Below are 4698 nucleotides of genomic sequence, written 5' to 3' on the forward strand. Positions count from 1 at the left end.
AACCGCCGTGGTGACATCGACCGCCCCCTTGCGCCGAGACAGCCCGGGCAACCGATATCCTCCCTCCTATAGGGAACTTCGGCAGGAAATGCAATGCGCGTTCTCGCTACCCTGCGCCGGTTATCCGCTGCCTTGCCGACCGGCCGTCGCCGCGGAACCGCCCCGGAGCGCCGGTTGGCATCACCCGTTGCCGAGCGCGTCGAGTCGTTCGGGGAGATTCCGCGGGTCGACCGCATGGCGCCGGATGTCCGCCCAGGGGTCCCCCGTCTGTCCCAGGCGGTGGAAGATATTGCCGATGTGATAGTCCTGCGGTCCGAGATCGCCCCGGTCGAGTTCGTCGAGCGACAGCGGCGTGGCCACCGGTGCTCCGGGGCGCGCGCGCAGGGAATAGGGTGCCACCGCGGTCTGGCCGTAGGCGTTGCGCATCACGTCCAGGTAGAGACGGCCGCGGCGCTTGTCCTTGCGCTGCTCGGTGGTCAGCGTCTCCGGGCGGCGGTCGGCAAGGTGGCGCGCCATGCCCGCGGCGATCTCGCGCACCGCGTCGAAGTCCAGTTCCGGGGCGAGGGGGGCGATCACGTGCAGGCCGCGCGAGCCGGTCGTCATGACGAAGGGCGTCACGTCCAGCGCCTGCATCAGGTCCGCGACGTGGCGGGCCGCATCCCGCACCGGCGTGAAGTCGTCCCCGGCCGGGTCGAGGTCGAAGACCAGGCAGTCCGGGCGGGTAAAGCGGGGCGCCCGGGCGAGCCAGCGATGGATGCTGATCGTCGCGAGGTTCGCCAGGTACACCAGGCTGGCGGTGTCGTTGCACAGGATGTGGTCGATACGCTCGCTGCCGTCGGCGCGGCGTAGCGAGCGGGTGTCCAGCCAGTCCGGGAAGTGGTCGGGAACCCGCTGCTGGTAGAAGCCGTCCTCGCCCAGGCCGTCGGGGAAGCGCTGCAGGGTCAGCGGGCGGTCGCTGATGTGCGGCAGGAGGTGCTCGGCGACGTCCCGGTAGTAGTCGATCAGGTCGCCCTTGGTGATGCCGTCGCCGGGAAAGAGCGTCTTGTCCCGGTTGTCGATGTCGATCTCGCGCCCGCCGATGCGTGTCATCCCGTCGCCTCCTCTCGATGAACGTCGCGCGGGGCCTTGTCGTCGCGCAGGCCGAAAAAGCGCGGATGGCGCAGGTATCCGTCGTCGGTCCACTCGGTGAAGCCCACCTCGGCGACGAGCGCCGGGCTGACCCAGTGGACCTTGCCGTCGCCATCCGCCGGCGGGTCGGCGAACGCCGGGCGCTTGCGGGCACGGGACTCGAGGCTCCCGTGCAGCCGCTCGAGGGTGTCCTCGTCGAAGCCGGTCCCCACGCGGCCGGCGTAGCGCAGCTTTCCGTTCTCGTAGTAGCCGAGCAGCAGGGCCCCGAACCCCTTGCGGCTCCCCTGCGGGTCGGTGTAACCGCCGATGACGAACTCCTGCCGGTTGACGCACTTGAACTTGAGCCAGTCGCGGGAGCGGCTGTGACGGTAGGGGGAGTCCGCCCGCTTGGCGATCAGGCCTTCCCAGCCCTTGTCGCAGGCCTCCTCGAAGAACGCCTCGCCCGTCTCGTTGCGGTGCGGGGTGAAACGCAGCGCGTCATGGAAGGTCATTTCCCGGCGCAGGATCCGCTTGCGCGTGCGCAGCGGCAGGTCCTCGATGTCCGAGCCGTCGTAGTAAAGCAGGTCGAACAGGTACACCCAGACCCGGACGTCGCTCCGGCGCGCCTCGGCCGCGTCGGTGATGCCGATGCGTTTCTGGAGCCGCGAGAAGCTGGTCAGTCCGCCGGAAAAGGCCACGATCTCGCCATCGGCGACGTAGTCGTTCCCGGTGGCCCGCTCCAGCGCGTCCACGAGTTCCGGGTAGGTGGCATCGAGGGGCTTGCGGTTGCGGGAGTACAGCGTCGCGCCCTTGTCGTCCCGGAAGACCAGGCAGCGCTCGCCGTCTAGCTTGCGCTCGTAGATCCACTCCTTCGAGGAAAAGCGCTCGTCGGTGAGGGTGGCGAGCATCGGCCGCGTCCAGATCGGCATGGCGGCCTTCTTCAGCCTGGCCCGATCCTCCTCGGACAGCCGCTGCCGCCAGTCACCCATGGTCCTCGTCCTCCAGCTCCCGATACATGTGTTCCACGCTCCGACCGCTGAGCACCGAGTCGGGCTCGGTGCTCACCGGGTTGCGGCGGGCGTCGGCCTGGTCGTCGTCCATCTTGATCAGCAGCCAGTCGGACTCGCGATCCTCCAGGCGCTTGAGGGCATAGCCGCCGCGGAGTTTCTCGCCCTCGAGCCAGACTTCCACCAGCCCGTCGTCGATCGAGCGGGGCATGGACAGGCTGTCGGGTCCCTTGTTGGCGCGCAGGTTGCGGTAGGGGCCGGTGTCCCAGACGATCACGGCGCCCGCGCCGTATTCTCCCTCCGGGATCACGCCCTCGAACGTCGCGTAGTCCAGCGGGTGGTCCTCGGTGCGTACCGCGAGGCGGCGTTCGCCGGGGTCGGTCGACGGTCCCTTGGGCACTGCCCAGGAGACCAGTACGCCGTCGACCTCTAGGCGGAAGTCGTAGTGCAGTCGGCTGGCATCGTGTTTCTGGATCACGAAGCGGCGCCCGCCCTTGGACGATCGCCGACCGCCGCCGGGCTCGGGCGACTTGCGAAGATCCCGCTTCTCTCGGTAACGCTTCAACCGTTTGCCGCCCATGGCCTCGTTCCCTCCGGGAGGTATTTCCCCCCGACTATAGGCAAGTGGTGCGGGGTTGGGGCGAGTCAAGACTCCGTCACAGCAGCCACTCGATCGGCATCAGCGAGAAGAGCAGCACGGCCCCGCGCTTGATGATCCCCGCGCCGGGTTCCTCGTCGTGACGGATGGTCTCGCCGTCGACGGTGCGTTCGAGCCAGTAGAGCTTGTCGTCCTCGATGCGCACCTCGTAGGCGGTCGCGGGAACGCTCTCGTCGAAGGCGCGACCGATCCGCTTGGCGAGATCGGGGCTTTCGATCACCAGCCCGAGTTCGGTATTGAGATTCACCGAGCGCGGATCAACGTTGTAGGAGCCGAGGAATGCCTGCCTTTCGTCCACGATCACGGCCTTGGTATGCAGCGAGGTGCCCGAGTGGCCGAAAAGCGACAGGTCGATGGATTCCGGGGGCTCTCCGGGCAGCGGGTGCATCTCGTAGAGTTCGACGCCGCCTTTCACGAGGGCCTTGCGGTAGCGGACATAGCCGGCGTGCACGGGGGGCATGTCGGTGGTTTCGAGCGAGTTGGTGAGCACGCGCACGCGCACGCCGCGTCCGGCCAGGGTCGTCAGGGCCTCGGTGATGGTCGGGGTCGGCACGAAGAACGACGAGATGATGTCGATGGAACGGGAGGGCGTCTCGAGGATCTCCCGGAGCTGGTAGGTCAGCAGGTCGTCGCGATCCGCCGGCACACCCAGCCCCTTGCTCGGCTCGTCGGCGACTACGGTGGCTGGTGTCCACTCCAGTTCGCCGTCCCTGCCGAAAAGGGCGGTGTCCAGGTCGGTCCGTTCCAGCGCCGATCGGTACTCGGCTGCCCGCGGTTGTGAATTCATGCGCTCGTTCGCGAGCGCCAGGCGGTCGGCCACCCCCGGTTCCGCCGCGGGCAGGAGGCGGTCCACCGGATAGGCCGACGGGCTGGCCCAGAAGCGGTCGAAGCGCCGCGAGATGTGGTCCACCGCCGGGCCCACGGCGAGCACATCGAGATCGACGAACTGCATCGTCGGGTCGGCCCCGAAGTACTTGTCGTTGATGTTGCGCCCACCGACGATCGTCACCTGGTTGTCCGCGATGAACACCTTGTCGTGCATCCGCCGGTTGACCCGGGGCAGGTCGGTGACAAAGCCGAGCCACTTGAACCGGTTGCGCAGCACGAAGGGGTTGAACAGTCGCACCTCGATGTTCGGATGGTCGTCCAGGGCGGCCAGTTCGCGGTCCAGGCCGGTGACGCCCATGTCGTCGAGGAGCAGGCGGACACGCACGCCGCGTTCGGCCGCGTCGAGCAGTTCGCCGAACATCCAGGTGCCGGAGATGTCGGCGCTCCAGATGTAGTACTGCATGTCGAGCGTGCGCTCGGCTTCCCGGGCCAGCCGTGCCCAGGTGGCGAAGGCGTCCAGTGGCTGGTGGATGATGCGGTTGCCGGTCTGCCCGGGATGGGCGGCCACGACGGGCGTGACGGCCTGCCCGAGGGGGGTGGCGCGTGCCTGTTCGGGGTCGAGGGACGTCGAGACGTGGCGACCCTCCAGCGAGGGGAGGGCGCAGCCGGCAAGGGAGGCGGCGAGCACCGCCACCGTCATCATCCATGCAAATCCGGTGCGTCGCGTCGTCAAGTGGTTCCTGCTCCTGAATCCGACGGTTCGTTCGCTTTCCTTCGACTGTCCTGACAGATCCGTGTGTCCGCCATGGCTCGCGAGCGCGCGCCTGCGATTGCCGGCGGTCACACGCCTCAATGATCGGCGATAACTCGCCGGCTTGCAGGGGCACGTCGGTTTCGCCGTCGCCGGCCCGTGAACGGAAAACCGGACGATGCTGTCCGATACTAGGGAAGGTCTGCACGAATCCGGTACCGCTCTGCGCACCTTGAGCCGGGCAGATGCAAGGCGACCGTCCGCCGCGGAAGAGTCATTCTCTTTCCAAGGACGGCAACGCAGCAGATGCCCGGCTCAAGGCGCGCCCTGCGGGGCCTGGTGAGTCG

Annotated in this window: 4 protein-coding genes; all 4 read right to left on the minus strand. The window is 68.0% G+C overall.

Annotated elements, in window-relative coordinates; genetic code table 11:
• Window positions 1-180 precede the first annotated feature (180 nt).
• Window positions 181-1089, minus strand: coding sequence for a non-homologous end-joining DNA ligase (gene ligD, locus ACLFMY_RS08430; RefSeq protein ID WP_410764218.1), 909 nt, complete (start codon window positions 1087-1089; stop codon window positions 181-183).
• Complete coding sequence (ligD, locus tag ACLFMY_RS08435; RefSeq protein ID WP_410764219.1) at window positions 1086-2096, minus strand: non-homologous end-joining DNA ligase; 1011 nt, start codon at window positions 2094-2096, stop codon at window positions 1086-1088. Before ligD (ACLFMY_RS08435) ends, ligD (ACLFMY_RS08430) begins: the two co-directional genes overlap by 4 nt.
• Window positions 2089-2694: a DNA polymerase ligase N-terminal domain-containing protein gene (locus tag ACLFMY_RS08440; protein WP_410764220.1), complete on the minus strand. Its 606-nt coding sequence runs from the start codon at window positions 2692-2694 to the stop codon at window positions 2089-2091. The genes ligD (ACLFMY_RS08435) and ACLFMY_RS08440 overlap by 8 nt, the downstream gene beginning before the upstream one ends.
• A gap of 76 nt (window positions 2695-2770) precedes the next feature.
• Window positions 2771-4333, minus strand: a complete 1563-nt coding sequence (locus ACLFMY_RS08445; protein ID WP_410764221.1) for a phospholipase D-like domain-containing protein — start codon at window positions 4331-4333, stop codon at window positions 2771-2773.
• Window positions 4334-4698: the final 365 nt, after the last annotated feature.

This window comes from Guyparkeria sp. (assembly GCF_046545975.1).
Taxonomy (GTDB): Bacteria; Pseudomonadota; Gammaproteobacteria; order Halothiobacillales; family Halothiobacillaceae; genus Guyparkeria.

What these genes read in the sequence shown, in the direction of transcription:
- ligD (WP_410764218.1), bottom strand. Translation starts at nt 1,089, where the DNA reads ATGACACGCATCGGCGGGCGCGAGATCGACATCGACAACCGGGACAAG.
- ACLFMY_RS08440 (WP_410764220.1), bottom strand. Translation starts at nt 2,694, where the DNA reads ATGGGCGGCAAACGGTTGAAGCGTTACCGAGAGAAGCGGGATCTTCGC.
- ligD (WP_410764219.1), bottom strand. Translation starts at nt 2,096, where the DNA reads ATGGGTGACTGGCGGCAGCGGCTGTCCGAGGAGGATCGGGCCAGGCTG.